Origin of the sequence: Microterricola pindariensis (assembly GCF_002936985.1) — a bacterium.
Lineage (GTDB): Bacteria > Actinomycetota > Actinomycetes > Actinomycetales > Microbacteriaceae > Microterricola > Microterricola pindariensis.
Genome location: NZ_MPZN01000009.1, coordinates 1 through 24,834 on the forward strand (window position 1 = coordinate 1; position 24,834 = coordinate 24,834).

The 24,834-nt window shown below is 70.5% G+C and carries 26 protein-coding genes, 1 tRNA gene and 1 pseudogene; 18 read left to right on the forward strand and 10 right to left on the reverse strand.

Annotation, left to right across the window (positions count from 1 at the left end):
- Both GY24_RS04285 and GY24_RS04290 read right to left on the reverse strand, forming a co-directional pair.
- A pseudogene (locus GY24_RS04285) lies at positions 1-392 on the reverse strand (RNA degradosome polyphosphate kinase); the annotation flags it as partial.
- A gap of 65 nt (positions 393-457) precedes the next feature.
- Positions 458-1,129 (reverse strand): winged helix-turn-helix transcriptional regulator, encoded by a 672-nt coding sequence (locus GY24_RS04290; protein ID WP_104474580.1) that lies wholly within the window; start codon positions 1,127-1,129, stop codon positions 458-460.
- Positions 1,130-1,314: 185 nt separating this feature from the next.
- Between GY24_RS04290 and GY24_RS04295 the strand changes: the two genes are divergently transcribed.
- The 3 genes from GY24_RS04295 (at position 1,315) to ygfZ (ending at position 3,639) form a co-directional block, all read left to right on the forward strand.
- On the forward strand, positions 1,315-1,659 hold the full coding sequence (locus GY24_RS04295; RefSeq protein ID WP_104474526.1) for a hypothetical protein: 345 nt from the start codon (positions 1,315-1,317) through the stop codon (positions 1,657-1,659).
- Positions 1,660-1,838: 179 nt separating this feature from the next.
- Positions 1,839-2,477 (forward strand): FABP family protein, encoded by a 639-nt coding sequence (locus tag GY24_RS04300; protein WP_104474527.1) that lies wholly within the window; start codon positions 1,839-1,841, stop codon positions 2,475-2,477.
- 4 nt (positions 2,478-2,481) lie between these two features.
- Positions 2,482-3,639, forward strand: a complete 1,158-nt coding sequence (gene ygfZ, locus GY24_RS04305) for a CAF17-like 4Fe-4S cluster assembly/insertion protein YgfZ (RefSeq protein WP_104474528.1) — start codon at positions 2,482-2,484, stop codon at positions 3,637-3,639.
- Between the two features lie 27 nt (positions 3,640-3,666).
- Here the strand turns inward: ygfZ and GY24_RS04310 are convergent, their stop codons facing one another.
- Entirely contained in the window at positions 3,667-4,491 is an 825-nt protein-coding gene (locus tag GY24_RS04310; protein WP_104474529.1) for an SAM-dependent methyltransferase, read from the reverse strand.
- A 67-nt stretch (positions 4,492-4,558) separates the two neighbouring features.
- Between GY24_RS04310 and GY24_RS04315 the strand changes: the two genes are divergently transcribed.
- Entirely contained in the window at positions 4,559-5,311 is a 753-nt protein-coding gene (locus GY24_RS04315) for a phosphoglyceromutase (RefSeq protein ID WP_083364888.1), read from the forward strand.
- A gap of 64 nt (positions 5,312-5,375) precedes the next feature.
- On the opposite strand, the gene phoU is transcribed toward GY24_RS04315, so the two are convergent.
- Positions 5,376-6,035, reverse strand: a complete 660-nt coding sequence (phoU, locus tag GY24_RS04320; RefSeq protein WP_104474530.1) for a phosphate signaling complex protein PhoU — start codon at positions 6,033-6,035, stop codon at positions 5,376-5,378.
- Positions 6,036-6,218: 183 nt separating this feature from the next.
- On the opposite strand from phoU, the gene GY24_RS04325 reads away from it, so the two are divergent.
- Both GY24_RS04325 and GY24_RS04330 read left to right on the forward strand, forming a co-directional pair.
- A complete protein-coding gene (locus tag GY24_RS04325; RefSeq protein ID WP_083365525.1) occupies positions 6,219-7,376 on the forward strand; it encodes a sensor histidine kinase in 1,158 nt (385 codons plus the stop codon).
- Positions 7,373-8,053 (forward strand): response regulator transcription factor, encoded by a 681-nt coding sequence (locus GY24_RS04330; protein ID WP_083364886.1) that lies wholly within the window; start codon positions 7,373-7,375, stop codon positions 8,051-8,053. The genes GY24_RS04325 and GY24_RS04330 overlap by 4 nt, the downstream gene beginning before the upstream one ends.
- Positions 8,054-8,129: 76 nt before the next feature.
- Here GY24_RS04330 and GY24_RS04335 read toward each other — a convergent pair whose 3' ends face one another.
- Positions 8,130-8,612 (reverse strand): hypothetical protein, encoded by a 483-nt coding sequence (locus tag GY24_RS04335; protein ID WP_104474531.1) that lies wholly within the window; start codon positions 8,610-8,612, stop codon positions 8,130-8,132.
- Between the two features lie 177 nt (positions 8,613-8,789).
- On the opposite strand from GY24_RS04335, the gene GY24_RS04340 reads away from it, so the two are divergent.
- Positions 8,790-9,272, forward strand: coding sequence for a CarD family transcriptional regulator (locus GY24_RS04340; protein ID WP_083364884.1), 483 nt, complete (start codon positions 8,790-8,792; stop codon positions 9,270-9,272).
- Positions 9,273-9,506: 234 nt separating this feature from the next.
- Here GY24_RS04340 and GY24_RS04345 read toward each other — a convergent pair whose 3' ends face one another.
- Positions 9,507-9,938, reverse strand: coding sequence for an RrF2 family transcriptional regulator (locus GY24_RS04345; RefSeq protein ID WP_267892603.1), 432 nt, complete (start codon positions 9,936-9,938; stop codon positions 9,507-9,509).
- A gap of 59 nt (positions 9,939-9,997) precedes the next feature.
- Between GY24_RS04345 and ispD the strand changes: the two genes are divergently transcribed.
- The 4 genes from ispD (at position 9,998) to GY24_RS17365 (ending at position 14,883) form a co-directional block, all read left to right on the forward strand.
- Positions 9,998-11,239, forward strand: a complete 1,242-nt coding sequence (ispD, locus tag GY24_RS04350) for a 2-C-methyl-D-erythritol 4-phosphate cytidylyltransferase (RefSeq protein ID WP_104474532.1) — start codon at positions 9,998-10,000, stop codon at positions 11,237-11,239.
- 63 nt (positions 11,240-11,302) lie between these two features.
- Positions 11,303-12,718 carry a cysteine--tRNA ligase gene (gene cysS / locus GY24_RS04355; protein WP_104474533.1) on the forward strand — a complete coding sequence of 472 codons (1,416 nt, stop codon included), beginning with the start codon at positions 11,303-11,305 and terminating at the stop codon, positions 12,716-12,718.
- On the forward strand, positions 12,715-13,797 hold the full coding sequence (gene rlmB, locus GY24_RS04360; RefSeq protein ID WP_104474534.1) for a 23S rRNA (guanosine(2251)-2'-O)-methyltransferase RlmB: 1,083 nt from the start codon (positions 12,715-12,717) through the stop codon (positions 13,795-13,797). The genes cysS and rlmB overlap by 4 nt, the downstream gene beginning before the upstream one ends.
- Positions 13,798-13,941: 144 nt before the next feature.
- Entirely contained in the window at positions 13,942-14,883 is a 942-nt protein-coding gene (locus GY24_RS17365; protein ID WP_161498682.1) for a DUF559 domain-containing protein, read from the forward strand.
- A gap of 109 nt (positions 14,884-14,992) precedes the next feature.
- Here GY24_RS17365 and GY24_RS04370 read toward each other — a convergent pair whose 3' ends face one another.
- On the reverse strand, positions 14,993-16,285 hold the full coding sequence (locus tag GY24_RS04370) for a DUF4032 domain-containing protein (protein ID WP_104474536.1): 1,293 nt from the start codon (positions 16,283-16,285) through the stop codon (positions 14,993-14,995).
- Positions 16,286-16,424: 139 nt separating this feature from the next.
- Entirely contained in the window at positions 16,425-17,525 is a 1,101-nt protein-coding gene (locus GY24_RS04375; protein WP_083364876.1) for an ABC transporter ATP-binding protein, read from the reverse strand.
- 252 nt (positions 17,526-17,777) lie between these two features.
- Between GY24_RS04375 and GY24_RS04380 the strand changes: the two genes are divergently transcribed.
- The 4 genes from GY24_RS04380 (at position 17,778) to GY24_RS04395 (ending at position 21,304) form a co-directional block, all read left to right on the forward strand.
- Positions 17,778-18,689 (forward strand): DsbA family protein, encoded by a 912-nt coding sequence (locus tag GY24_RS04380; RefSeq protein ID WP_083364875.1) that lies wholly within the window; start codon positions 17,778-17,780, stop codon positions 18,687-18,689.
- 111 nt (positions 18,690-18,800) lie between these two features.
- Positions 18,801-18,873 (forward strand) — tRNA-Thr (locus tag GY24_RS04385).
- A gap of 336 nt (positions 18,874-19,209) precedes the next feature.
- A complete protein-coding gene (locus GY24_RS04390; protein ID WP_233279187.1) occupies positions 19,210-20,235 on the forward strand; it encodes a DMT family transporter in 1,026 nt (341 codons plus the stop codon).
- Between the two features lie 46 nt (positions 20,236-20,281).
- Positions 20,282-21,304, forward strand: coding sequence for a DMT family transporter (locus tag GY24_RS04395; RefSeq protein ID WP_233279188.1), 1,023 nt, complete (start codon positions 20,282-20,284; stop codon positions 21,302-21,304).
- Positions 21,305-21,334: 30 nt separating this feature from the next.
- Here GY24_RS04395 and GY24_RS04400 read toward each other — a convergent pair whose 3' ends face one another.
- Positions 21,335-21,916, reverse strand: a complete 582-nt coding sequence (locus GY24_RS04400) for a nitroreductase family protein (protein ID WP_104474539.1) — start codon at positions 21,914-21,916, stop codon at positions 21,335-21,337.
- Positions 21,917-21,922: 6 nt separating this feature from the next.
- Positions 21,923-22,339 (reverse strand): peptide-methionine (R)-S-oxide reductase MsrB, encoded by a 417-nt coding sequence (gene msrB, locus GY24_RS04405; RefSeq protein ID WP_104474540.1) that lies wholly within the window; start codon positions 22,337-22,339, stop codon positions 21,923-21,925.
- Positions 22,340-22,592: 253 nt separating this feature from the next.
- Between msrB and GY24_RS04410 the strand changes: the two genes are divergently transcribed.
- The 3 genes from GY24_RS04410 (at position 22,593) to GY24_RS04420 (ending at position 24,747) form a co-directional block, all read left to right on the forward strand.
- Positions 22,593-22,910 carry a DUF3263 domain-containing protein gene (locus tag GY24_RS04410; RefSeq protein WP_083364845.1) on the forward strand — a complete coding sequence of 106 codons (318 nt, stop codon included), beginning with the start codon at positions 22,593-22,595 and terminating at the stop codon, positions 22,908-22,910.
- Positions 22,911-23,043: 133 nt separating this feature from the next.
- Positions 23,044-23,619: a LytR C-terminal domain-containing protein gene (locus GY24_RS04415; RefSeq protein WP_104474541.1), complete on the forward strand. Its 576-nt coding sequence runs from the start codon at positions 23,044-23,046 to the stop codon at positions 23,617-23,619.
- Between the two features lie 69 nt (positions 23,620-23,688).
- On the forward strand, positions 23,689-24,747 hold the full coding sequence (locus GY24_RS04420) for a DUF3048 domain-containing protein (protein ID WP_133161109.1): 1,059 nt from the start codon (positions 23,689-23,691) through the stop codon (positions 24,745-24,747).
- Positions 24,748-24,834: the final 87 nt, after the last annotated feature.

Consider the following 24,834-nt stretch of genomic DNA (forward strand, 5'->3'; position numbering starts at 1 on the left):
GGGCTGACCAGGCTTTGGTAGACGGCGGCGTGGCGTTCCTGCAGCTCGTGGGCGCGCCGCGAGATGTCGTCGAGCACGTCGTGCGGGGCGCGGCCGATGTTGCTCGGCAGGGCGAGCCCGGTGAGGATGCGGCGCTTCAAGCCGGCCACCCGCACCATGAAGAACTCGTCGAGGTTGCTGGCGAAGATGGCGAGGAAGTTGGTGCGCTCCAGCACCGGCGTCGCCGGGTCCTCTGCAAGTTCGAGCACCCGCTGGTTGAAGGCCAGCCAGCTCAGCTCGCGGTCGAGGAAGCGCTCCTCGGGCAGGTCGGCATCGCCGGCCGTGTCGAAGGGCTCAAAGTCGTCGTCGAAGTCACGGCCGAGGCCGGAGTCCAGCAGGTTGTCGACATCCATCCCAACATCATGGCACCCCGCGCCGCGTGCGCGGTGGCGTGAAGGTAAATGCGGGATGACGCAGCCTAGGGCGTGCGCTCGTCCTCGTCGCTCTCGTTGAAGCGGTAGCCGACGTTGCGCACCGTGCCGATGACCGTCTCGAGATCGCCGAGCTTGGCGCGCAGCCGCCGCACGTGCACGTCGACGGTGCGGGTGCCGCCGAAGTAGTCGTAGCCCCACACCTCGCTGAGCAGCTGCTCACGGGTGAACACCCGGCTGGGGTTGCCGGCCAGGAAGCGCAGCAGCTCGAATTCCTTGTAGGTGAGGTCGAGTGTCTTGCCGCGCATCTTCGCCGAGTAGCTGGCCTCGTCGATGACGACGCCGGAGGTCTTGATCGTCGGCGGGGTGACCGGCAGCGACCGGGCGGATGCCAGCCGGATGCGCGCGTCGATCTCGGCCGGCCCGGCCGTCTCGAGCACGACGTCGTCGATGCCCCAGTCCGGGCTGACCGCGGCGAGGCCGCCCTCGGTGAGCACGAGCACGACCGGAACCGAGAGGCCGGCGGTGCGCAGCATCGAGCAGAGGCTCTTCGCCTGCACGAGGTTGACCCGGGCATCGATCAGGATCAGATCGGCCTCGGGCGCTGCGAGCAGCTGGTCCAGTTGCGGGGGCAGCGTGCGCACGCGGTGAGAGAGCAGGGCGAGCGCGGGAAGTACATCATTGTTCACTGCCGACGTCAGGATCAACAACTGCGCCACGCGCATCCTCCAGCTTTATCGTGGCGCTCAGCATATCCTGCTCGCGCACTCGATCCGCGCGCATTTCACGAGGAGGGCGTTGGCGCTGTGCCCGAAGCCCCGAGTGACTCAGCAGAGACCGCAGCCTGCGGCATCCGCGGCACGGGGTGTTCGCGGGGCGCGGCGGCACGAGGCAGAATAGGGGCATGGCAGCCGCTCAGCAGCAGATCCCCACCGACCCGGAGTGGGAAGGGCAGAGGGGTGTGCGCCGTACCTGGCAGAGCATCGCCCCGATCTGGCTGGTGGCGCTCGTCGGCGCGATCCTCACCGGCGTCGTCGCCCCGCCGGAGCTCGCCCTCGGCGGCGTCAGCCTCACGCTGGCCGTCAGCACCATCTGCGCCCTCGCCGTGCAGCTGGCCACTGGCCGCAAGGAGGGCTTCGTCAGCCGGGTGACCGCGAGCCTCGTCGGCAGCGCCGTGATCCTCGCGCTCGCCACCGTGGTGTTCGCGTTCGCGGCATCCGCCAACGGAATCCAGCTGCTGCACCGCTAGGGCCGCGCACTCGGGCATGCCGCTGCGGTGAACGCCGGCGGCATGGGTAGAATCGAGGCATGTCACCCCTTGCTCTTGAACTGCTCTTCATCGGCCTGCTCGGCCTCGCCAGTCTGGCCATTGTGTGGATCTCCGGCGTCGTCGTCTACAAGCTGTGGCGGGGCCAGCGGTAACACCGCATGATTGAGATCCCGCTGGGCCTGCCCGCCGAGCTCGTACCGCTGTCCTGGCTGCTGGGCGTCTGGGAGGGCTCCGGCGTGCTCGACTACTCGATCGACCCTCCGGCCGGCTCCCCGGCAACGGCGGAGCCGACGAAGGTCACCCGCGAGTTCGGCCAGCGCGTGAGCTTCGCCCACGACGGCCTGCCGTACCTGAGTTACCACTCGTACAGCTGGCTGCTGCCGGAGGAGGAGGGCGGCGAACCGACGCCCCTCGTCACCGAGACCGGCTATTGGCGGCTCTCCCGGCCGCTCGGCGACGCCGATGCCGGCCCCGGCCTGCTGCCCGGCACGGCCGCCCCGCGCTACCCCGACGCCGAGTCGGTCGAGACGCTGCGCAACGCCGCCGGCGGCTTCGACATCGAGGTCTCGCTGGTGCACCCCAACGGCGTGAGCGAGCTCTACCTCGGCCAGGTGCTCGGCCCGCGCATCGACCTGGCGACGGATGCCGTCGTGCGCACCGAGACGGCCAAGCACTACGCCGCGGCGACCCGGCTCTACGGCCTCGTCGACAACCACCTGCTCTGGGCCTGGGACATCGCAGCGCTCGGCCAGACGCTGCGCACGCACGCCTCCGGCCGCCTCGCGAAGGTTGACTGACACCATGACCAGCTCCCCGTTCCTCGGCCTGCCCGCCGCCGTGCCCGCCGACGGCCTCGACGCAGGCGTCGCCGCCCACTACGGCAACCCGATGGTCGAGCAGCGCCAGTTGCTGGCCGGCACCGCGATCGTCGACCTCTCGCACCGCGGCGTGCTGAGCGTCACCGGCCCCGACCGGCTCAGCTGGCTCAACTCGATGACCTCGCAGGCGCTCGACCGGCTGGCCCCGGGGGAGTCCAGCGAGACCCTCGTGCTCGACAGCAACGGCCGGGTCGAGTACGACGCGCGCGTGATCGACGACGGCGTCACCACCTGGCTGCTGCTCGAGGCGGCCGAGCTGCCCGGCCTGAAGGCCTGGCTGGAGCGCATGCGGTTCATGCTGCGCGTCGAGGTCGCCGACGAGACAGAGAACTACGCCACGATCGGGTCGATGGCCCCGGATGCCGCGGCGCTCGCCGCCCTGGCGCTGCCGGTGGCCGCGCCCAACGGCGTGCCGCTGGCCTGGACCGACCCGTGGACGACCGTCGCGCCCGGCGGCTGGCAGTACGCCGCCGCCGACGAGCACCCGGCATCCGCCTGGCACTGGCACGAGCTGCTCGTGCCGCGCTCCGCGCTCGGCGCGCTCGCCGAGCGGGTTGCAGCCGGCGAGCCCGCCGCGGCCGGCACCCTCGCCCTCGAGGCGCTGCGCATCGCAGCCTGGCGGCCGCGGCTGGCCCTGGACGGCGACGATCGGACGATCCCGCACGAGCTGGACTGGCTGCGCAGCGCGGTGCACCTGAGCAAGGGCTGCTACCGCGGGCAGGAGACGGTCGCCAAGGTGCACAACCTCGGCCACCCGCCGCGGCGCCTCGTGATGCTGCACCTGGACGGCTCGGACACGATCCTCCCGGTGCACGGCGACGAGGTGCTGGCCGAGAAGGTGCGGCCGGAGACCGAGGCCGAGTGGAAGACCGTCGGCCAGATCACGAGCGCGGCGCTCCACCACGAGCTGGGCCCGATCGCGCTCGCCGTGGTCAAGCGCGCCGTGCCGACCGACATCCCGCTCGAGGTGCACGCACACGGCGAGAAGGTCGCCGCGGCCCAGCAGGCCATCGTGCCGACGGATGCCGGGGCGGCCGCCAACATCCCGCGGCTGCCGCGCCTCGGCGCCCGCGGCGTCTAGCCCTCTGCGGGAGCTCGGCGGCGGCCGCTACCCCCAGCGGAAGCCGTTCGGGGCGACCGAGGCCCACGGCACGGTCAGCTCGCCGAGCCGCCAGCGGCTGCGGCGACCCTGCACCGGCCAGCCGGCGGCGCGCACGCCCTCCACGGTCGCCTGCCAGCGCTGCACCGGGCCGTAGGCGGCCAGCGCCGCGTTGTACTGCCAGTGCCGGTCGAGCAGGCCGAGCAGTGCGTGCACCCCCTCGCCCTCGACGTTGCGGTGGATCAGCACCTTGGGCAGCCGCTCGGCCACGACCGACGGCCGCTCCAGCTCGTCCAGCCGCAGCGCGATCGAGAACGTCGCCGGGCCGGAGGGCCCGACCGCGACCCAGGCCGCGATCCGGCCGATCTCGTCGCAGGTGCCGTCGATCAGCACCCCGCCCGGCTGCAGCCGGGGTGCCAGCATCCGCCAGGCGGGCAGCACCTCGTGCTCGTCGTACTGGCGCAGCACGTTGAGGGCCCGGATGACGGCGGCCCGGCGCCCGTCCGGCAGCGGAGCCTCGAAGCCGCCCAGGGCGAAGCGCACCGCGGCATTCGGGGCGAAACCGGTCAGCCCGGCCCGCACAGCTTCCAGCTGCGCGTTCGCCCCGCGCACCCGCTCCGGGTCGATCTCGAGGCCGAGCACCTCGACATCGGAGCGCGTCTTCGCCAGGCGCTGGTGCAGCTCCAGGCTGGTCACGGCGCTCGCCCCGTAGCCGAGGTCGACCACGAGGGGGTCGGCGCTGCTGCGCAGGATCGGGAGGGTCTGAGTCCAACGGTCGATGCGGCGGAGCCGGTTTGTGTTCGTCGTTCCACGTGTGATTGTTCCAACCGGCATTCGTACAATTCTGCCACCTGAGCCTTGTTCAGTATTACCACGGGGCTGGATCGCTAGAGTGGAATGCATGACTGCGCCTTACACACTCATCCTGCTGCGCCACGGCAACAGCACCTGGAACCAGGCCAACCTCTTCACCGGCTGGGTCGACGTCCGGCTGAGCGAGCAGGGCGAGGCCGAGGCGGCCCGCGCCGGCGAGCTGCTGGCCGAGTCCGGCCTGCTGCCGGACGTGCTGCACACCTCGGTGCTCACCCGCGCCATCCAGACCGCGAACATCGCCCTCGACAAGGCCGACCGCGCCTGGATCGACGTGCGCCGCAGCTGGCGCCTGAACGAGCGCCACTACGGCGCGCTGCAGGGCCTGGACAAGGCCGAGACGCTGGAGAAGTACGGTCCAGAGCAGTTCCAGCTGTGGCGCCGCAGCTTCGACGTGCCGCCGCCCGTTCTGGCCGACGACGCCGAGTACTCGCAGGTGGGCGACCCCCGCTACGCGAACCTCAGCGACGAGCAGATGCCGCGCACGGAGTGCCTCAAGGACGTCATCGAGCGCATGCTGCCGTACTGGGAGAGCGACATCACCGTCGACCTGCGCGCCGGCAAGACCGTGCTCGTCACCGCGCACGGCAACTCGCTGCGCGCCCTGGTCAAGCACCTCGACGGCATCAGCGACGACGACATCGCCGAGCTGAACATCCCCACCGGCATCCCGCTGGTCTACAAGCTCGGCGAAGACCTCATGCCGCTCGGCCCGGGCGAGTACCTCGACCCCGAGGCCGCCGCCGCCGGCGCCGCCGCGGTCGCCGCCCAGGGCAAGAAGTAGCCACGCAGGGTTAACGAACGAGACTCCGGATGCCACGGCATCCGGAGTCTCGTTCGTTCAGGGCTTAGGCGCTCGGGGCGTCCGGGTCCCAGTCGCCAGTGGCCAGGTAGAGCACCTTCTTGGCGATGGACACCGCGTGGTCGGCGAAGCGCTCGTGGTAGCGGCTGGCCAGGGTGGCGTCGACGGTGTCGGCTGCCTGCCCCTTCCACGTCTCGCCCAGCACCTTGTCGAACACCTTGAGGTGCAGCGCGTCGATCTCGTCGTCGTCGTTGCGGATGGTCTCGGCCAGCTGCACGTCCTGGCTGCGGAGCAGCTCGGTGAGCTTCTGCGCGATCTCCACGTCGAGGCGGCCCATCTCGGCGAAGGTTCCGCGCAGCGACTTGGGCACCACCTTGTCCGGGAAGCGGTAGCGGGCCAGCTGGGCGATGTGCGTCGACATATCACCCATCCGCTCCAGCGAGGCGCTGATGCGCAGGGCGCTGACGACGATGCGGAGGTCGCGGGCGACGGGCTGCTGCCGGGCCAAAATCATGATGGCGAGCTCGTCGAGGGCGACGGTGAGGCCGTCGATCTTGTCGTCGTCGGCGATCACCTCCTCGGCGAGGGTGACGTCTGAATCGTTGAAGGCGCGGGTGGCCTTGTCGATGGAGACGGCGACGAGCCCGCTGAGCTCGACGAGCCGATCCTGCACCTCGCGGAGCTCCTGCTGAAACACTTCACGCACGGCTAATCTGATCCTTCCTGCCGACGGGCGACCACGGCATCCGAAGACCCGAGTGGCCCCCTGCTCGATGATGCCCCCGTTAGGTGAACAAACGGTGCCGCACCGCTGAACACTCGGCAAAGGAGCGGCGTTCTGCAGTGGAACGGGGGGTGGCCACCTGGTGGGTTCACTACTCTAGTGGGCATGGACTCCACCTGGTTGGTGCTGCTCGCCCTGGCACTCGGCCTAGCCGTCGGCGCGGGCTTTGTCACCTTGCTGCACGTCGCCGAACGCCGCGGCACCTCGGCGGCCGGCGTCGTCAGCCCACGCATCCCCGACGGCATCGACCAAGTGCTCGAAGCGCTGGAATCGGCCGGCGTGGTGCTCGACCCCTCGCACAACGTGATGAAGGCCTCGCCGGGCGCCCACGCGATGGGCCTGGTCTGGAACGGCACCCTCGTGCACCCGGAGCTGCTGGCCCTCGCGGACGAGGTGCGCCGCACCGGGGAGCCGATCAGCCGCGAGCTGGTGCTGAAGCGCGGGCCGTTCGGCGACGCCAGCATGTACCTCAGCGTGCGCGTGGCCCGGCTCGGCACCCGCTTCGTGCTGCTGTTGGCCGACGACCGCACCGAGTCGCACCGACTCGACGACGTGCGCCGCGACTTCGTGGCCAACGTCAGCCACGAGCTGAAGACGCCGATCGCGTCGGTCGGGCTCCTGGCGGAGGCGCTGGACGCGGCCGCCGACGAACCGGCGCAGGTGCGGCGCTTCGCGAACCGCTTGAGCAGTGAGTCCACCCGGCTGGCCCGGCTCACCCAGGAGATCATCGAGCTCTCCCGGTTGCAGTCGCAGGATGCCGTCGCCGAGGCGCACCCCGTCGACATCGACGCCGTGGTCGCGACCGCCGTCGAGCAGAACCGGGTCATCGCCGAGGGCAACGACATCGAGATCGCGCTCGGCAAACGCTCCGGCGCGCAGGTGCTCGGCGACGAGTCGCTGCTGGTCACTGCCGTGAACAACCTGGTCGCCAACGCCGTGAACTACTCGCCGCCCGGCTCCCGGGTCGGCGTCGGCGTCAAGACCGGTGCCGGCACCGTCGAGATCGTCGTGACCGACCAGGGCGTCGGCATCCCGGAGGAAGACCAGGACCGCGTCTTCGAGCGCTTCTTCCGCGTCGACCAGGCCCGCGCCCGCAACACCGGCGGCACCGGCCTGGGCCTCGCCATCGTCAAGCACGCCGTGCAGAACCACGGCGGCGACATCCGGGTCTGGTCGCAGCCCGGCCTCGGCTCCTCTTTCACCATCCGCCTTCCCGATGCGAAGGCGGCACCAGCCACCGAACCACTGGGAGACACCGCGTGACACGAATTCTGCTGATCGAAGACGAGCCGGCCCTCAGCGAGCCGCTCAGCTTCCTGCTCGAGCGCGAGGGGTACGAGGTGACGGTGGCCGCCGACGGCCCGAGCGCGCTCCGGGAATTCGACCGGGCCGGCGCCGACCTGCTGCTGCTCGACCTCATGCTGCCGGGCATCCCGGGCACCGAGGTCTGCCGCGAGATCCGGCAGCGTTCCAGCGTTCCGATCATCATGCTCACCGCGAAGGACTCCGAGGTCGACATCGTCGTGGGGCTTGAGCTCGGCGCCGACGACTACATGACCAAGCCGTACTCGACCAGGGAGCTGCTGGCCCGCGTGCGCGCCGTGCTGCGCCGCCACGTCGAGGCGGATGCCCCGGACGACAGCGTCATCGAGGCCGGCAGCGTGCGGATGGACGTGGAGCGCCACACGGTGAGCGTGAACGGCGAGCTCACGCCCATGCCGCTGAAGGAATTCGAGCTGCTCGAGTACCTCATGCGCAACGCCGGCCGGGTGCTCACCCGCGGCCAGCTGATCGACCGGATCTGGGGAACCGACTACTTCGGCGACACCAAGACCCTCGACGTGCACATCAAGCGGATCCGCTCGCGGATCGAGGCGGTGCCGTCGGAGCCGGCGATGCTGCTGACGGTGCGCGGGCTCGGCTACCGCTTCGAGGCCTGAGCCGGCGGCATCCGCCCGGACAACGCAGAAGAGGCGCACCCGCGGGTGCGCCTCTTCGTGTGGTGCTGGCTGAGTGTTACTTGCTCGGTGCGGTCGGCACCAGGTCGGCGTACTCCGGCAGCGAGGCGTCGAGCACGGGCACGAGCAGCTGCTTGCCCTCGCTCTGACCCGACTGGAAGTAGACCGGCAGCAGTGCGCCGGGCTGCGTGCCCATGTCGACCAGGGTGATCTGCTCGCCGTCGGGCAGTCCGAAGGGGGTGCTCGAGGACGGCTCGAGGGTGACCGTCTCGGTCTCCTTGCTGCCGTCAGACTCGTACTGCACGGTGACCTTGGCGCTCTCGGCGGTGGTGTTCACGAAGGTCACGACCAGGTTGCCCAGCTCGCCGTCCTCGGTGATCACGAGCGCGTTGCGCACATCGACACCGTCGAGGTTGGCGCTCACGCCATCGCTCGCGTCATAGTGCTTGGTCGTGGCCTGCGGGGCCACCAGGTTGCAACCAGCGGTGCCGACCAGAAGGCCGGCAGCCAAGAGAACGGATGCCGCAATACGCGCCTTCACAAGACCTCCAAAAAAATTGCGCTCCCTCACCGGCCGAACGGCTGGTGAGCGGGGGAACGCGTGCGAAATATCGCTCCAGAGTTTAGCCTATCGCTGCGGGACCGGCGCGGAAGCAAGGCGAACCTTACCACTATTGCGGCTGTGGTATCATAGAGGTTGCTGAAGGGATATCAATTCATGCTTTTTGAGGTTGGCGAAACCGTCGTTTACCCGCACCACGGTGCTGCAACGATCATCGAAATCAAGACCCGTGTCATCAAGGGTGAAGAGAAGCTCTACCTCAAGCTCAACGTCACCCAGGGTGACTTGACCATTGAGGTCCCCGCCGAGAACGTCGATCTCGTCGGCGTTCGCGACGTCATCGGCCGTGAGGGGCTCGACAAGGTGTTCGAGGTGCTGCGCGCGCCGTTCACCGAGGAGCCCACCAACTGGTCGCGTCGTTACAAGGCGAACCTGGAGAAGCTGGCGTCCGGCGATGTCATCAAGGTGTCCGAGGTCGTCCGCGACCTGTGGCGCCGTGACCAGGACCGCGGACTCTCCGCTGGCGAGAAGCGCATGCTGGCCAAGGCCCGTCAGATCCTGATCTCCGAGCTCGCGCTCGCAGAGAAGACCGACGAGGAGAAGGCCTCCACCGTGCTCGACGAGGTTCTGGCCTCCTAGGCCGCCCTCGCGCCACCCGCATCATCCGAAAGCCCCGGCCCCATGGCCGGGGCTTTCGTGCATCCCGCCCGGGGCGGCCTAGGCGGCGAGCCAGAGGTCGGGGCCGAACACCTCGTAGTGGATGTGTGTCGCCGGGATGCCGGCGTCGATGGCCTGCGAGCGCAGGAGAATATGCAAGATTGACGCTTAAGTTCTACGCCGTGTAGAACTCGGGCGCAAATCGACCCGCCGGGCTCAGCGCAGCACGGGGAACGGCAGCAGCGTGGAGGCCGCCGGCCCGCCGAGATCCTCGACGCGGAGCTGGTCCAGCTCGGCGTAGAACGCCTCGCGCGCGCGCCGGAGGGCGGAGCGCAGGCGGCACTGCGCGAGCAGCGGGCAGGCGACGCCCGCCTCGGAGACGCAGTCCACGACGTCATCGCGCACGTCGAGCTCGCGCAGCAGGGTGCCGACGCTCAGCTGCAGCCCCGTGGCGGTGATCTGCGAGCCGCCGTGCCGCCCCCTGGCCACATCGATCGCCCGGCGGTTGCGCAGTTCCAGCACGGCCTTGGCGACGTGGTTGTACGGCACGCCGATCTGCTCGGCGATCTCCCGAGTGGTGAGCTGCTCGCCCTGGCGCGACCCGAGCAGCATCAGGGTGCGCAGACACACATCCGCAAAGGCGCTCAGTTACACGCCTCTCATTGTCGCAGGCGTCGGCTGGGCGGCGCCCGCGATAGCCTCGGAGCATGAACATTTCGGGCGAGCACAGCGCGGCGGAGTCGGTCCAGGCGGCGGTGATCGTGGTGGCCGCCGGCAGCGGCAGCCGGCTCGGCCGGCCGGAGCCGAAGGCCTTCGCCCCGCTGGCCGGGCGGCCGATGCTCTCACATGCCCTCGACGGCATCCTCGCGCTGGCCGAGCCCGTGCACCTGATCGTGGTGGCGCCGGCGGCTGAGCTGGAGCAGGCCCGCGCGATCGTCGCGGCATCCGCCGGCCCCGCGCTCGGATACACCAGCGTCGTGGCCGGGGGAGCGACCCGGCAGCAGTCGGTGGCGGCCGGCCTCGCGGCGGTCGCGCCCGGCGTCGGCACCGTGCTCGTGCACGACGCGGCCCGCGCGCTGACCCCGACCGCCCTGTTCGCCGCCGTGATCGCCGCCGTGCGCCGGACCGGGGCCGCGGTGATCCCGGCGCTGCCCGTGGTCGACACCATCAAGCGGGTCGACGCGGCCGGGGCCGTTCAGGAGACGGTGGACCGCTCCGAGCTGGCCGCGGTGCAGACGCCGCAGGGCTTCGTGCGCGCCGAGCTCGACGAGGCCTACGCCGATCCGGCCGCCGACTTCACCGACGACGCCGCGCTGCTGGCGTCCTTCGGCCACACCGTCGGCACGGTCGCCGGCGACGAGCGCGCCTTCAAGATCACGACCCCGTGGGACCTGGCCCGGGCCGAGCGGCTGCTCGCCGAGACGGCATCCGGCGCGCACATGCCATCGGCGGCATCCGCCCCGCGGGTCGGCACCGGCGTCGACGTGCACGCCTTCTCCCCGGAGGGCGACGATGCGGCGGATGCCGCGCCCGAGCTGTGGATCGCCGGCCTGCTCTGGCCGGGCCAGCGCGGGCTCTCCGGCCACAGCGACGGCGACGTTGCCGTGCACGCCGTCTGTGACGCGCTGCTGGCCGCCGCCGGCCTCGGCGACATCGGCGGCATCTTCGGCACCGACGACCCGCGGCTGGCCGGCGCGCACGGCGAGGTGTTCCTCCGTGAGACGAAGCGTCTCGTCGAGCGGGCCGGCTTCGGCATCGGCAACGTCTCCGTGCAGCTGCTCGGCAACCGGCCGAAGCTCGCGCCGCGCCGGGCGGAGGCGGAGACGCTGCTCAGCGGCATCCTCGGCGCCCCCGTCAGCATCGCCGCCACCACCACCGACGGCCTCGGCTTCACCGGCCGGGGCGAGGGCGTCGCCGCCATCGCGACGGCGCTGCTGCTGCCCGCCTGAGCGGCGGCGGGCCCGAGCCGGGCGCTGAGGTAGGGTACAGCCCCGCGCCGGTAGACTCGTCGGGTGACAGTGCGACTTTACGACTCCCAGGCCCAGGCCCTGCGCGACTTCATCCCCCTCACACCGGGGCAGGTCAGCATGTACGTCTGTGGACCCACGGTGCAGTCCAGCCCGCACATCGGCCACCTGCGCAGCGCGCTCGTCTACGACCTGCTGCGCCGCTGGCTGAACTACCGCGGCCACGCCGTCACCTTCGTGCGCAACGTCACCGACATCGACGACAAGGTGCTCGCCAATGCGAGCGCGCACGAGCCGTGGTGGGCCCTGGCCTACCGGATCGAACTCGAGTTCACCGCCGGGTACAACCGCCTCGGCATCCTGCCGCCCACCTATGAGCCGCGGGCGACCGCCAGCATCATGCAGATGCAGGCGATCATCGCCTCGCTGATCGAGCGCGGGCACGCCTACCCGGCGGCGGATGCCAGCCACGACGTGTACTTCGACACCGCCAGCTGGCCCGAATACGGCGCCCTCACCCGGCAGAACCGCGACAACATGGAGGCGGCGGCCGACGCCGACCCCCGCGGCAAGCGCGACCCGCGCGACTTCGCCCTCTGGAAGGGGCAGAAGGCGGGCGAGCCCGCCTCGGCCAGCTGGGACAGCCCGTGGGGGCCCGGCCGCCCCGGCTGGCACATCGAGTGCTCGGCCATGGCCGAGCGCTACCTCGGCACCCAGTTCGACATCCACGGCGGCGGCCTCGACCTGCGCTTCCCGCACCACGAGAACGAGCTGGCCCAGTCGCGTGCGGCCGGCCACGCCTTCGCCGGCTACTGGGTGCACAACGGCCTGGTCAACACCGGCGGCCAGAAGATGTCCAAGTCGCTCGGCAACTCGGTCTACGCGGCCGAGCTGTTCGAGCAGGCGCGGCCGCTCGTGCTGCGCTACTACCTGGCGGCGGCGCACTACCGCTCCACCATCGACTACTCGGCCGGTTCGCTGCCCGAGGCGGAGGCGGCGCTCGAGCGCATCGAAAGCTTCCTCTCCCGGGTCGACCGGCGCCTGGCCGGCACCCGTTTCGCCGGCAGCGGCCTGGCGCAGGTTCCGGATGCCTTCGCCAGCGCACTCGACGACGACCTGGCGGTTCCGCAGGCCCTCGCCGTGCTGCACGAGACCGTGCGGGCCGGCAACGCAGCGCTCGACGCCGAAGACCTGCAGACCGCGGCATCCGCCCGGGCCGAGGTCGTCGCGATGACCGAGGTGCTCGGCATCAACCCGCTCTCGCCGGAGTGGGCGTCGAACGAGGACACCGCGGCCCGCGCCGCCCTCGATGCGCTCGTCACCCGGCTGATCGACGATCGCGCCACCGCGCGCGACAACAAAGACTATGCGGCAGCAGACCGCATCCGCGCCGAACTGACGGCGGCGGGAATCACCCTCGAAGACACCCAGACGGGTGCACATTGGAGTCTGGAATCATGAAGAACACAGCTGGAAAGCCCCGCGCCGGCGCCGTCCGAAAGGGTGCCCGCGGCCCACAGGTAGGCTCCGGCGGCCAGGGCCGTCAGGCGCTGGAGGGCAAGAAGCCCACCCCCAAGGCCGAAGACCGTCCGTACCACCCCGCCGGCAAGCGCAAGGCGGCCAACGAGCGCTACGAGGCGGCCAGCGGCGGCAAGCGCCGTGTTGCGGGACCCCGCGACGGCGGCCGTGATGGCGGTCGCCCCCGCGACGCCGGTCGCCCCGACGGCGCCCCGCGCAACGTCGCCGTCTCCGGCCGCCCGGCCGGTGGACGCAAGCCGAAGTCGGCCGACGAGATCGAGATCGTCACCGGCCGCAACTCGGTGGTCGAGGCGCTGCGCGCCAAGATCCCCGCCAGCGCGCTCTACGTGGCCACCCGCGTCGAGATGGACGACCGCGTCAAGGAGGCCCTCAAGCTGGCCACCAGCAACGGCATCCCGATCCTCGAGGTCATGCGCCCGGAGCTCGACCGCCTCGCCGGCCGCGACAGCGTGCACCAGGGCCTCGCGCTCAAGGTGCCGCCGTACGAGTACGCGCACCCGACCGAGCTGCTGGAGCAGGTCATCGCCCGCGGCGAGACCCCGCTCTTCGTCGCGCTGGACGGCATCACCGACCCGCGCAACCTCGGCGCCATCATCCGCTCGACGGCCGCTTTCGGTGGCCAGGGCGTGATCGTGCCGCAGCGTCGCTCGGTCGGCCTGACCGCCTCCGCCTGGAAGACCTCGGCCGGCGCCGCGGCGCGCACGCCCGTCGCCATGGCCACGAACCTCACGCAGACGCTCAAGGCGTTCAAGGCGGCTGGCGTCTTCGTGCTCGGCCTGGACGGCGGCGGCGACGTCTCCCTGCCCGGCCTCGAGCTCGCCGACCGCCCGGTCGTCGTCGTCGTCGGCAGCGAGGGCAAGGGCTTGTCCCGCCTCGTCACCGAGACGTGCGACGCCGTCGTGTCGATCCCGATCAGCGCGGCGACCGAGTCGCTGAACGCCGGCATCGCGGCATCCGTCACCCTCTACGAGATCTCGCGCCTGCGCGCTCTCCAGAAGTAGCTCGCGGGGCGGATGCCGCGGCATCCGCCCGTCGAGAGTGCAGGAATTGCGCAGGAATCCCCGGATCCTGCGCAATTTTTGCACTCTCGAGGTGCTGTGGATAACTTCTGATGGCTGGTCGGCGAATGCGGCAGCATGGTGTGCATGCCGGAGCAGTGGCCGTTTCAGCCATACCTGCGCGGTGCGGCCTTCCGCACGGCGGCGATCGGGCACCACGGGCTGACACCCGGGAGGCTGCGTTCGCGGGAACTCGACGCACCGTTCCACGGTGTGCGCACCCTCGGCATTCGGGCTGACAACGTCTTCGATCGTTGCCTCAGCTACGAACCGCTGCTCGCCCGCAACCATGTCTTCTGCGCCCAGACGGCGGCGGCACTTCTCGGCTTGCCGTTGCCCCTGCCCGTCCGTGCTGACACTCGGCTCCACGTGGGTGCGCTGGGCGGCCAAGGACCGCGACGTGCGGGTGTCGTCGGTCACCGGCTGCCGACAGACACACCGTGCGTGGAGTCGATCGGTGGCTTCACCGTGACGGATGCAGCGAGCACCTGGTGTCAGCTCGCGACAGTGCTCAGCCGCGAGGAGCTCACGGCTGCGGGTGACTTCATCCTCTCTGGCAGGCGCGAGTCTGGCGGCGGCCGGAGCGGCTCGCTGGCGACGCTCGAGCAGCTCCGTGCTGCGACATCCCGCCATAGTGCCGGTCGTGGGGCGACGGCACTGCGCTGGGCGCTGGAACACGTGCGGGGCGGCGTCGATTCCCCGCAAGAGACCCGGCTGCGTCTGACGCTGGTGGCGCACGGCTTCGCCGAACCGGTGATCGGGCTCCCGGTGCTGGTGGACCACGGCACGCTGCTGCTGCATCCCGACCTCGCGTGGCCCAATCTGCGGCTTGTCCTCGAATACGAGGGCGACGAACACCGCGAGAGCAAACGGCGCTTCCGGGCCGACATCCGCCGACGCGAGAAGTTCGAGGCTGCCGGCTGGCGCGTGATCCGGGTCACCGCCGATGACCTCGGCGAAGAACTGGACGCGTTCATCGAGCGCGTTCGCACGATTCTGACGGCGCGGCGCGCGGAACTGGCGCGCTGAGCACCGCGCCAGTTCCGCGCCCGGCAGCGCCCGAGAGTGCAGAAAATGCGCAGGAATCGGCGATTCCTGCGCATTTTCTGCACTCTCGGCTCAGGGAGAACCGGTGGGGCTAGACCTTGAGGCGCCAGTCGGTTTCTTCCTCGTCGTCGGGCACCGTGCCGATTGCCATCGTGATGAGGCCGGTGTCCGGGGCGATCATCGTCGCCTCGTCGCGTCGGTGCCGCAGCACGTCGTTGATGTACGAGCTGAGCGCCTCGGCCAGCGGGATGTCGTGTCCCTGCTTCTGCGCCATGAACCAACGGTGCTCGAGCAGCTGGTGGAACACCTCGGCCGGCTCCAGCTTGCCCTTGAGGTCGAGCGGGATGGCGCGGACCACGGGCTCGAACACGCGCATCAGCCACTCGTGGGCGACCATGTCCTCGTCGAACTCTGTCTTGCCGTAGCTGGCCCGGTACGAGTCCAGGTCGTTGAGCAGGCGGCGGGCCTGGTTCTCCTCGGCGTCGAGTCCGGTCAGGCGCAGCAGGCGGCGCTGGTGGTGCCCGGCATCCACCACCTTGGGCTGGATGCGCACGGTGGCGCCCGTGTCGTCGGTCTTAATGGCGAGCTCCTCGATGTCGAAGCCGAGGCTGTTCAGGCGGTCGACGCGCTCGCTGATGCGCCAGCGCTCGGAGGAGTGGAACGACTCGGAGCCGGTGAGCTCCTTCCAGAGGTTGCGGTAGGCGTCGACGATGCCGTTGGAGATGCGGATCGGGTCGAGCTCGTCGGCCACGCGGCCGCCGGCTTCCAAGTCCATCAGCTCGCCGGCGATGTTGACCCGGGCGATCTCCAGGTCGTTCTCGCGCTGGCCGTTGGAGAGGCCGCCCGTGTACAGCTGGCCGGTCTCGGCATCCACCAGGTAGGCGGCGAAGGCGCCCGCGTCGCGGCGGAACAGCGTGTTGGAGAGGGAGACGTCGCCCCAGAAGAAGCCGGCGATGTGCAGGCGCACGAGCAGCACGGCGAGGGCGTCGACGAGGCGCGTCGCCGTGTCCGGCCGCAGCGACTGCGAGAACAGGGCCCGGTACGGCATCGAGAACTTGAGGTGGCGGGTCACCAGCACCGGCTTGAGCATCTCGCCCTCGCCGTCGCTGCGGTTGGTGATGACGGCGATGGGCTCCACACACGGGATCTCCATGCGCTGCAGCGTGCGCAGCATCTCGTACTCGCCCTTGGCCATCTCGGCCGTCGTCTCCTTGATCGCCACGACGTGCCCGCCGAGGTGGGCGAAGCGCACCAGGTGGCGCGAGATGCCCTTGGGCAGCGAGGCGATGTTCTCGTTCGGCCAGGCGTCCAGCGGCAGGTGCCAGGGCAGGTCGAGCAGGGCGGGGTCGGCCATCGCCGAGGTGATGTTGAGGGAGCCACTCATGATTTGTGAGCCTAGTCGTCTGGGGTGGGAGCTGACGGGGTGCGGATGCCGGCTGCACCGGCATCCGCACAAACAACAACGGCCGGCGGGTTGCCCCGCCGGCCGTTGCCACTGTGCGAATGACAGCGGTGCGAACTACTTAGATCGCGATCGCCTTGTTAAGCAGGCGCTCGCCCGACTCGGCGTCGAACACGTGCACGTGGTCGGGTGCCGGCATGAGCCAGACCTTCTCGCCGGCGTTCGGGTGCGAGCGGCCGTCAACGCGAGCGACGACGTCGGTGCGCTTGCCGTTGAGGGTGGAGTGGCCGTAGAGGTAGCCGTCGGCGCCGAGCTCCTCGACGAGGTCAACGTCAACCTCGAGGCCCTGGCCGGGGGTGGTGGAGACGATGATGTCCTCGGGGCGCACACCGATGGTGACGCTCGAGCCGGTCGCGGAGTCCAGCGCCTGACGCTCGACGGCGACGAGCGCGCTGCCGAACTTGACGCCGCCGTCGGCGATGTCGGTGTTGAACAGGTTCATGGCGGGGCTGCCGATGAAGCCGGCGACGAAGACGTTGTTCGGGGACGCGTACAGCTCGCGCGGGGTTCCGACCTGCTGGAGCAGGCCGTCCTTCAGCACGGCGATGCGGTCACCCATGGTGAGCGCCTCGGTCTGGTCGTGCGTGACGTAGACGGTGGTGACACCGAGACGACGCTGCAGCGACGCGATCTGGGTGCGGGTCTGCACGCGCAGCTTGGCGTCGAGGTTCGACAGCGGCTCGTCCATGAGGAAGACCTGGGGCTGACGCACGATGGCGCGACCCATGGCAACACGCTGACGCTGACCACCAGAGAGGGCCTTCGGCTTGCGGCTGAGGTAGGCCTCGAGGTCGAGGAGCTTGGCGGCCTCGAGCACGCGGGCGGCGCGCTCGTCCTTGTTGACGCCGGCGATCTTCAGGGCGAAGCCCATGTTCTCTGCGACGGTCATGTGCGGGTACAGCGCGTAGTTCTGGAAGACCATGGCGATGTCGCGGTCCTTCGGCGGAACGTCCGTGACGTTGCGGTCGCCGATGAAGATGTTGCCGCCGTTGACCTCTTCGAGGCCGGCGAGCATGCGGAGCGACGTGGACTTGCCGCAGCCGGAGGGGCCGACGAGGACGAGGAACTCGCCGTCAGCGACCTGCAGGTCGAGGGCATCGACGGCCGGGCGGGTACCACCGGGGTAAACGCGCGTTGCCTTGTCGAAAGTTACAGATGCCATGGAAATATCTCCTTCACCGGCAGGTACGTGCCGGACGATCCGTTGTGATGGATGGTGCCACTGCTGGTCAGCGACGACCGCATCCAGTATGGCACGAGCGCGGCGGCGGACGGGCATCGCGCGGCGCGCGGACGAATCCGTCGGATTTTCGAGTCGCCGCGTCGCTTCTGGTCATTTCACAGGCAACAGACCTACTATTTTGACTGCGTTTGCATGAACTGCGCGCCCTTCACACTTCGGAGTACTGATTACATGACCTTCGGCGCATCCCCCGAGCCCCGGCCCACGAAGAACCAGCGTCGCGAAGCCGCGCGCGAAAAGGCCCGTGAGCTGCGCGTGCAGCAGAAGAAGAAGGACCGGCGCAACAAGATGATGCTGCAGGGCGGCATCGTGCTCGGCATCGTCGCCGTCGTCGCCGTGATCCTGCTCATCGTCGTCAACAGTGTGCGCCCAGAGGGCCCCGGCCCCAAGAACATGGCCAGCGACGGCATCCTGATCGGCGAGGGCCTCGTCGCGGTGGAGACCCCGGCGCTGCCCGCCAACGCCGTGCCCATCCCGTCGCAGCCCGACGAGACCGGCTCCGTCGCCAACATCCGCGTCTGGGTCGACTACCTGTGCCCCTACTGCGGCGACTTCGAGCGCACCAACGGGCCGCAGATCCAGGGCTGGCTCGAGTCCGGTGCCGCGACGCTGGAGACCTTCCCGATCGCCACCCTGGTGAGCAAGTCGGCCGGGACCAAGTACTCGCTGCGCGCGGCGAACGCGGCCGGCTGCGTGGCGAACTTCTCGCCGAACGACTTCTTCGCCTTCAACTCGGCCATGTTCATCGACCAGCCACAGGAGAACACTCCGGCGTTGAACAACACCGAGCTCAAGCAGCGCATCAAGGATGCCGGTGTCGCCAACACCTCCGAGATCAACAAGTGCATCGACGACGAGCAGTTCAAGGCGTGGGTGCTGGATGCCACGGACCGCGCCCTCACCGGCCCGCTCCCGAACACCGAGCTGCCCAAGGTCAAGGGCACGCCGACCGTCCTCGTCAACGGCAAGCAGTACGCCGGCTCCCTGGACGACCCGAAGGAGTTCGCAGCATTCGTGCAGCAGGCGATGGGGGAGACCTACTCCACCGCAACGCCGACTCCGACGCCCGCCCCGGCCGGCTAGGCACGCAGCCGCTCCGCCCGTCACCGCTCGCCGCCCCGGCAGATTTTTGCCCGGGGCGGCGAGCGGTTATTGTTAGTCCGAGTCGTGTTCCAGCTGGAGCACAACACTCACGCCGGCTTGGCGCAATTGGTAGCGCACCGCTCTTGTAAAGCGGGGGTTGCGGGTTCAAGTCCCGCAGCCGGCCCTGTACGCAATTCCACCCTCGAAACCTTCTCGCTCCGCACTGATCGAGCTCTGCACGTCGATGCGGCACTCGTGAGAGCTGCCGATGGATCGACATCGGCAGACCCGGCGCAGGCCCGCGCCGCGTTACCCCGGGTGCTGGCGTCTGCAGCCCGGCCTGCGTCGACACCAGCGCGAGCGCCAGCAGCAGGGCGGTGAACACCCACGTGACGATGGAGAGCCAGGTCGCTCCGAACCCCGCGTTCATGGCACAAAGGTAGTGCGCGCCGTCGCGGCGTCTCGAGGTGTCGGGGAATGCCTCACGCCTCCTCCGGGTGATCGGATCTAGGCTTGGGCGGTGACGTCAGAGCCTGTTCCCGTGCCCGGCCCCTCCGAGCCCGGCTCGTCCACCGAGGGTCGGGCCCGCCGGCGCTTCCCGATGTGGCTGGCGATCGTCGCCGCGACGGTGAGCGGCGCGCTGCTCGCGGTGCAGTCGCGCATCAACGGCGAGCTCGGGCGGCAACTCAATGACGGCTACACCGCGGCGGCGATCTCCTTCGGCTCCGGCCTCGCGATCCTCTTGATCGTGCTCTGCTTCTGGAAGCCGGGCCGGGTCGGGCTCGGCCGCGTCGCGCGGGCGCTGCGCCCGAACGAGCGGGGGGAGCGGGAGCTGAAGCCGTGGATGCTGCTCGGCGGTCTCGCCGGCGCCTTCTTCGTCGCCTCGCAGGGCCTGACCGCTGCCGTGCTCGGCGTCGCCCTCTTCACGGTGGCGATCGTGGCCGGCCAGACGATCAGCGGAATCGTGCTCGACCGCGTCGGCCTCGCGCCCGGCGGGCACCGGCCGCTGACCGCCGACCGCCTGATCGGATCGCTGCTGGCACTGGCCGCCGTCGTCTGGGCGGTGTCGGCGCAGCTGGGCGGCGACGTGCCGTTCTGGATGCTCATCATGCCGCTCATCGCCGGCGCGCTCGCAGCTTGGCAGCAGGCCGTCAACGGCCAGGTGCGGGCGGTGGCGGCCAGCGCGCAGAGCGCCACGCTGATCAACTTCATCGTCGGCAGCGCCGCACTGATCGCCATCGCGCTGGTGCGCAACGCCGTGGTCGGCTGGCCGGCCGAGTTCCCGACCGAGCCCTGGCTCTACATCGGCGGGGCGATCGGCTGCCTGCTCATCGCCGTGCAGACGGTGCTCGTCAAGGTGACGGGCGTGCTGCTGCTCGGCCTGGCGACGGTCTCCGGCCAGCTCGTCGCCGCGCTGCTTCTCGACCTCGCCGTGCCCGGCCAGGCGGTCGCGTTCTCCACGATCGGCGGCACGCTCGTCGCCCTCATCGCCGTCGTGGTCGCGAGCGGCTGGCTGAACTCGTGGCGGAGGGCCAAGGCGGCGTAAGTCTGCTGCGTCTAGTGCCGACTCCGGCGCGGCCTAGGCTGGAGCGATGAGTTCTTCCCGGATGCCGACGACTGCGGAATCCGCCTCCAGCGCCCCCGCCCGCCCCGACTCCGGCGCCCCGACGCACCGCCACGTCCCCACCTGGCTCGCCATGCTGGTCGGCACCGCCTGCGGCGCGCTGATCGCCCTGCAGTCGCGCATCAACGGCGAGCTCGGCCTCCGCCTCGACGACGGTTTCACGGCCGCGGCAATCTCGTTCGGCTCCGGCTTCCTGATCATGTTCGTCGTGCTCTGCTTCTGGCGCCCCGGCCGGGTCGGCCTGGCGCGGGTGGTGCGGGCGCTCCGCCGGAACGAGCAGGGCGAGCGGGTGCTGCGCCCCTGGATGGTGCTCGGCGGTCTCGGCGGCGCGCTCCTCGTCGCCTCGCAGGGGCTGACCGCTGCCGTGCTCGGCGTCGCCCTGTTCACGGTGGCCATCGTCGCCGGGCAGACCGTCAGCGGCCTCGTGCTGGACCGGATCGGGCTTGGCCCGGGTGGCCGGCAACAGCTGACGCTCAGCCGCCTGATCGGATCGGTGCTCACCCTCGTCGCCGTCGGCTGGGCGGTCTCGGCGCAACTGGGCGGCGAGGTGCCGATCTGGATGCTCCTGATGCCGCTGGTCGCCGGAGTCTTCGTCGGGTGGCAGCAGGCCGTCAACGGCCGGGTACGGGCCGTCGCCGGCAGCGCCCTGTCGGCGACCCTGATCAACTTCCTCATCGGCAGCATCGCCCTCGTCGCGATCGCGCTGGTGCACAACGTGCTGGCCGGCTGGCCGAGCAGCTACCCGAGCGAGCCGTGGCTGTACATCGGCGGGGCGCTCGGCTGCATCTTCATCGCCGTGCAGGCGGCCCTGGTGCGGGTGACCGGCGTGCTGCTGCTCGGCCTGGCCACCATCGCCGGCCAGCTCATCGCCGCACTCGCGATCGACCTGGTGCTGCACGGCCAGGACGTCGCACTCTCGACGATCGCCGGGACCGCGCTCGCCCTCGTCGCGGTGGTCATCGCCAGCGGGGGCTTCGCGCGCCGCCGCTGACCGCGGTTGCGCCGCCGCAGTCGCCGCCGCTCAGCTCTCGAGCGTGCTGAGCCGGTGCTCAAGGGGCGCGCGCTTGTCGTGCGAGCTGCCCAGCCGGTCCGGGATGCCGCCGACGTAGAGCCAGCCGAGCAGCTTCTCGCCCGGGGCGAGACCGTGCATGGCCGCCACCGCCTTGCTGCGGGTGTGCGGCCCGGTGCGCCACATCACGCCCCAGCCCGCCTCGTGCAGCAGCAGGCTCAGCATGTGGGCGACCCCGGATGCGACGGCCTCCTGCTCCCACTCGGCCACCTTGTGGCTGGGCTGCGGGCTCGACACGACGGCGATGAGCAGCGGTGCACGCATCGGCTTGGCCGCCAGCGACGCGGCGCCCGAGCCGTGCAGCCCCGCCGCGTCGGCCAGCGCCCGCCCGAGACGCGCCCTGGACTCGCCGCGCAGCGCGATCAGGCGCCACGGGTGCAGCGCACTGTGGTCGGCCACGCGGCCGGCCGCGCCCAGCAACCGCTCGAGCTCTGCCGTGCTCGGCGCGTCCTCGGTGACCTTGGAGTGGGAACGCCGGGCCTGGGCCGCAGCGAGCACGGGCGGGGGAACGGGGGAGTCGAGCGAGTTCGACATGCGGAGCTACGCGGTGGGGGGAGTGTCGGCGGCGGTGAAGTTGAGGGCGATCGAGTTCATGCAGTAACGGTCGCCGGTCGGGGTGCCGAAGCCGTCGGGGAAGACGTGGCCGAGGTGGGAGCCGCAGGCGGCGCAGCGCACCTCGGTGCGGCTCATGCCCAGGGTGTCGTCCTCGATCAGCTCGACGGCCTCCGGGCGCACCGACTCGTAGAAGCTCGGCCAGCCACAGCCGGAGTCGAACTTGGTTCCGCTCTGGAACAGCTCGGCGTTGCACGCGCCGCAGGTGTAGACGCCGGCGCGCTCCTCATCGAGCAGCTGGCCGGTCCAGGGACGCTCGGTCGCTGCCTGGCGCAGCACGGCGAACTCCTCCTCGCCGAGCTCGGCCCGCCACTCGTCATCGCTCTTGTTCACTTCGTAGCCCATGGCGTTCCTCCTCGTTCATGCGGGGCCGCGGGGCCCCGAGGACATTTTAAGCAGTGTGCCCGAGCGGGCAGGACCGCCCGCTCCGGTGTCCGCCGTCATCCGCTCTCCATGCAACACCCTGCGGGGCTGCGACATTCCGGATGACGAACCGCCCATCGCCTCAACGGGAGTTCCAATCTGTACTGCCTATGATGGGCCCGACAAAGCTTGAGGCGGATTGACCGCGCGAGGCGCGGCAGAGAGGGGCACGGCGATGGATCAGTCGGATGGCTCGGCCCCGCACGACGCCGCCTCGGACCCGGGTGCCGACGGCGAGGCACTGAGCGAGCGCGAACTGGCCATCCTGGCCTTCGAGAGCCACTGGTTCAAGCATGCCGGCGCCAAGGAGCAGGCGATCCGCTCCGAGCTCGGCCTGTCGGCGGCACGGTACTATCAAGTGCTCGGCTCCATCATCGACCGCCCTGCGGCGCTCGCCCACGATCCGATGCTCGTCAAGCGCCTGCTGCGCATGCGCACGGCCAGGGCCGAGGCCCGGGCCCGGCGCTCCCTCGGCGGGCAGGGCACGGTGTAGCGGCCAGCGCACGCGCGGGCAAAACCCGGCAGCACGCAGGCCGGCCAGCCGCTCCGGCGCGGCCCCGAACCACACCAGACCGAATCACACCAGACGGAAGCAACCCAGAGAGATCAGGCCAGGCACACTCACTATGGCAACTTCGTTCCAACACGATCGCTTCGACGAGATCCCCAGCAACCTGCAGCGCGTCGGCGCCCACCGCGTGCCGCGCAAGCGGGGCCGCGGCTGGGTTGCCTTCGCCTGGGCGGCGCTGGCGACCGTCGTCCTGGTCGGTGCCGGAGTCGTCGCGCTGTTCGTGCTGAACGGCAACCTCGCGAACGGCACCGGCCCCGCTGCCTCCCCGCAGAGCTCTGAGCCCGCACCCGTCGAGTCCGAGGTTCCCGCCGTGCAGCCCACCGTCGACCCCGCCCTGGCCGTGACCGTGCTGAACGGCACCGAGCGGGCCGGGCTCGCCGCCGCGGCCGGCGACACCCTCGCCGCCGCCGGCTGGAACGTGACGACCCGCTCCAACGCCGCAACCGAAGACGTGGCCGTGTCGACCGTCTACTACAGCGACCCGTCACTGGAGGGGGCGGCCCTCGGCGCCGCACTGTCGATCCCCGGCGCCGGCATCGCGCTCTCGCAGGACTTCGTCGACCTCGGCGAGGCCTCGCTCGTCGTCGTCATCGGCGCCAACTACCCGGCCATCGACGAGCCGGCCGAGTAGCAGCGGCCCGGCGACACACCGGGCCTGGCGTCCGGCGCCGCCCTGCTGCACGGCCCTAGTCTGTGCAGGGTGAGTATCGCCACGCTATTCCGGATGCCGACCGCAGCACGCTGGGCTGCCGCCACCCTGGCCGCCGGCCTGCTGCTCGGCACCGCTGGCTGCGCCGCCGAGGAACAGCTCGCGGCGCCCGGCCCGACGCCCCGGCCCACTCAGACCGCACGGCCGACGCCGCCACCGGCCGTGCTGGCCCCGCTGCGCGGCACGATCGCGGCCGAGGGCGCCGACGAGCGCCCGGCGCTGGCCGCGAAGATCGACAACCACGAGGGTGCGCGGCCGCAGCTGGGCCTCGAGCGCACCGACATCGTGTTCGAGGAGCTCGTCGAGGGCGGCCTCACCCGCTACGTCGCCATCTGGCACTCCGATCTGCCCGACGAGATCGGCCCGGTGCGCTCGGTGCGCCCGATGGACCCCGACATCGTCACGCCCTTCGGCGGCATCATCGCCTATTCCGGCGGCCAGGAGGTCTTCGTCGACATGATGATGAACACCCCCGTGGTCAACGCCGTATTCGACTTCGACGACACGGGCCTGTTCTACCGCGACGACGTGCACGAGTCGCCGCACGACGTCATTGTGCACGCCGCGGAGCTGGTGCGGCGCAACGCCCTGCTCCCGCCGCCGGCGGCGCAGTTCGAGTACGCAGAGGGCGCCGGCGTGCCGACATCCGTGACAGAGGGCACCGCCAACTCGGTCGTGCAGCTGCGCTTCTCGGACGCCCGGTGGCCGAGCTGGGGCTGGGACGCCGCGGGCGCCAGCTGGCTGCGCTCGCAGGAGGGCGAGCCCGACCTGGACGCAGCCGGCGCACAGCTGCGGGCGAGCAACGTCGTGACGCTGCTCGTCGAGATCGACGAGTACAGCTTCGAGGACATCCCGCGCACCCTGATGATCGGCGCGGGGGAGGCCTGGGTGTCCAGCGGCGGAAGCACCGTGCACGGCGTCTGGCGCAAGGATTCCCCGGCCGGGAGCATCCGGCTCGTCAGCGATCTGGGCACGCCGATCACACTGGCGCCCGGGAATACCTGGGTCGAGCTGGTGCCGAGCTCCGGCGGCGTGGAGATCATTCCCTAGCGGTCGCCGGGAGTGCCCCCGGCTCGCTTGCACTCTCGGCATCCGAGTGCCAGAATTGGCTTAGCACTCGCAACACCTGAGTGCTAA